This window comes from Xenorhabdus hominickii (assembly GCF_002632725.1).
In the GTDB taxonomy this organism is placed as follows: Bacteria; Pseudomonadota; Gammaproteobacteria; order Enterobacterales; family Enterobacteriaceae; genus Xenorhabdus; species Xenorhabdus hominickii.
On sequence record NZ_NJAI01000007.1, the window covers coordinates 150,967 to 154,217 of the forward strand.

General features: G+C 43.5%; 5 protein-coding genes. All 5 read right to left on the reverse strand.

Annotated elements, in window-relative coordinates; all coding sequences use genetic code 11:
* Positions 1–130: 130 nt before the first annotated feature.
* Positions 131–748 (reverse strand): beta clamp domain-containing protein, encoded by a 618-nt coding sequence (locus Xhom_RS27915; RefSeq protein ID WP_069316158.1) that lies wholly within the window; start codon positions 746–748, stop codon positions 131–133.
* Positions 749–760: 12 nt separating this feature from the next.
* On the reverse strand, positions 761–1,402 hold the full coding sequence (locus Xhom_RS19575; protein WP_084023073.1) for a hypothetical protein: 642 nt from the start codon (positions 1,400–1,402) through the stop codon (positions 761–763).
* Positions 1,402–2,262, reverse strand: coding sequence for an ORF6N domain-containing protein (locus tag Xhom_RS19580; protein ID WP_069316157.1), 861 nt, complete (start codon positions 2,260–2,262; stop codon positions 1,402–1,404). The genes Xhom_RS19575 and Xhom_RS19580 overlap by 1 nt, the downstream gene beginning before the upstream one ends.
* Positions 2,263–2,454: 192 nt before the next feature.
* Positions 2,455–2,808: a hypothetical protein gene (locus tag Xhom_RS19585; RefSeq protein ID WP_069316156.1), complete on the reverse strand. Its 354-nt coding sequence runs from the start codon at positions 2,806–2,808 to the stop codon at positions 2,455–2,457.
* 2 nt (positions 2,809–2,810) lie between these two features.
* Complete coding sequence (locus tag Xhom_RS19590; protein ID WP_069316155.1) at positions 2,811–3,047, reverse strand: hypothetical protein; 237 nt, start codon at positions 3,045–3,047, stop codon at positions 2,811–2,813.
* Positions 3,048–3,251: the final 204 nt, after the last annotated feature.

The window sequence follows — 3,251 nt, forward strand, 5'->3', positions numbered from 1 at the left end:
GCAGATGCCCTCATGAATATGTTGGTTACGTCTCATGCGGTGGATAATCCGCTGCGTGTGATCCCTGCCGTCGTCAATGTGGAATGTGGCCTTAACAAGTACATCATCAATGTCTGCCATCTGGCGATGCTTATCTGTCACGGTCAGCCTCCAGTTCTCTTACCTTCTGCTCGGCAAATTCGAAGATGTTTTTGTGAACCGGTAGAACCACAAAAACAGGGTTGCCGTAAATTCTGTTCGTAAAAGAACAGAACCGGAATCGGCAGGGTGCTTCCATGCCGGATGGCTCCATTAATACCGCCCCTGATTCCTTAAACATCTGAGAGGGATAAGCCAGATATTCAGCCAGGAAGCATGGGATCACATTTTGTTTCTCTGTCGGGATGGTTTTGCCTAAATCCGGGAAGCGTCTATCGATTATCTCCAGACGGGTGAAGCTAAAGACCTTATTGTCTTCCCCTAAATGAAAAGCCTTTGGTTCGTCCCCTAACAAAATGTCGGTGAAGCAGGCTTTTTCTGGAATATCCCCACAGAACCGGATAATCAGGTCGATGTCAGCAGCATCATTATCATCAAAGAAAGTACCGCTATCCTCTGTGAGCTCCATGCGCACCAGCACATGCCCATTGGTTGCCTCAAGATGTTTTCGGGTGATATGTACCCCCGATATCTGGGGGTGCTTTTCTGCTCTTTCTTCTTTGGCCACACAGACCAATGCGGCACGTAACAAATCGGAATCAATGATCATGTGAAACTCCTGTTAATGAATAACCGGCATAGTGTTAAACTCGCCAGCCTCTACTGATTTGATTAATTCATCGTGCAAGATAGAAAGCCCCTCGCGCCCTTTCTCAGATAGCCGGTTACCTTTCTCTGGCTGCACATTGATAAAGTCCATGTACATTCTTACCGCCATATCCGCGCCTTCTTCGCTACCGAACTGCTCAAACGCGATCCCCTCAACATGGGTTACCAACATCATGCGCTCTGCTAATGGGTATATCGTGATTGCCGCCTTCCCATTAACGTAAATAGCCGCGGTATCAGTGCCCCCCTTGCCATTATCAATTTCACGCGTGCCGTTTCTGTCTATTTGCTCTTGCACAAATGAGGCTGACACAATCCACCGCCACAACATCAACCGTTGTTCATTGGTTGGCTCATAAAAGCCCGCTTTCCAGCCGTGAGAGAGAGTCAGTACCAATTCAAAGCCCAGCAATAAATCATTGTCATATTGACCCGCATCCAACGACTCCAACGCCTTCTCATAACTCATGATTTCGCTGTTCGCTGCCTCAGTGATGACAATGACGCCATACTTGCTGTAATCAAATGTGGTTTTAATGTGTCGCCTTGTTGCGTTCATGAATATCCCTGCTGGATTGGTGTGATGTTTGCTCATTATTTGCCCTCCGGCGTATAAACCGCTTTGTCGTGTTGATATTCGCCGTTCCAGCTCTTCTTCATGGGAAGCTCGCCTTTCATGTACATGGCATAGAGGCGATGGCAGCCTTTTTCCAGTAACACGGCGGTGCGGGTGATAAAAGGGTCTTGTCCGTGAGGTTTGATCTCGTTTTCATCTTCGGTGAGATAGCGATCACGAGCATAAGAAGCGACACGCCAGCGCGGTTTTTTCTCCGGGTCTTTCTGCTCGTTGTAGAGCCAGTTCCGCTCCATAGCCCACCACATGATTTTTGTGGTATTTACTCCGTTCAGGCCTTTGCAGAAGGCGGGCAGGGTCATACCTTTGGTAAAGTGCTTTTCCAGACTACCCACCGTTGCATTCAGGGTTTTATTCTCACCCACAAGGCGCTCGACGTTCTCGGCATAGACAGACAGCATTGAACGTAACTTCGCGGGATTGCTTAACAGCTCCGCTTCTGTTGTGATGCTGTCGCGACGGGTGAAGTAGAACTCGGTCAGGTCGTCGAAATAGTTCCACGCCTGATCGGTTTCCAGCATCTTGGAGTGATTCGCTGCGCCGCGTTCTGTCCATAGAATCAGGTTTCTTGCATGCTTGTTAACTGAACCTCTTAAAGAGGGGCAGTTCTTAAGTGACTGTAATTCATCACCTTCAACCCAAAAATAATGTTTACCATCAACAAACCTTTCCTTATTTCTGCTGAAATTATTGGTAATCATTTTTTCAGTAGCCCCATATCCCACCGCTAACTGATCAGTAGTCACAACACGCTGACCGCGATATTCGACAATCTGTAGCTCTTTGGCGGATACTGGGATTAATTCGTTTTTCTTAGTCATTGTTCACCTCTTCCAATTTGATCCCTTTTTTCTTTGCGTGACGTCTCATTGCCCGATTGAGTGGTATTAATACTTCGTCGCCTATCGAATAAGGGGCGATAAATTTTTTTTGAATTTGCGTATTCTGTTATTGAGTTCTCTTTTAATCGGAATAACTGAGGAATTGTTATTCCATCAAATCCCTGCCGGTTTTTACTTCTTCGTTTTGTCATTACCTAAGTCCTTCTGGTGTAATTGTTTAGCGATTAGTTCTGTAATGAAGCTAATAAACTCTTTGCCTGCTGGCGTGAGGTTTCCGTAATTATTAAAATACTCAGCGTAAGAATTAATAATCTGTTGCTCGTTCATTTCTGCTGATTTACATACTTTATTTTCATAAAGAGTAATTAACGCCTGAGTAAACACCTTATCATCTAAATCGATTTGATATTCGATACCGCTAATTTTTCGCTTAAATGAGGATGTCTTACCTTTTTTTCTTAAATGCTCAAAGAAAGCATTAACGAATGACTTTCTTCTTCTGGCTAATAAACTTGTATTTTCCATAATTAATCATCCTCATCACATGAGCATTCAGTAGTGCGTTTAAATAGATCTGCAATTTCATCTGCTAGCTCAAGCTTGGATTCTAATGTTGGTAATATCTGTTTTTGAAAAGCTACATATAAAGCAGCAAAATAAACCGAAGGGTTTCTGCTATCTACAGGTCCGCCTTTAGTGTGCAGAGTTAAATTACCTTCTTCGTTCTTTTCTACTGTGATTCTTATTTCAAATTGTTCTTTCATTTTCTATTTCCTGTTTTAGGGCAAAGAGAATCCCCAGCAAAAGGCGCTGTAATTAAAACTTGTTTATTGTTTTATTATTTTGATTGCAATCGGGAAAGTTTATTTCCTATAGCTATTAATTCATCTTGGGTTTTTCTGTGTTTTTCTATCGCCTTTATGTGTTCCTTCTTAAGTCGAATAATTTCTCTTTCCTGCTTAAGTTTG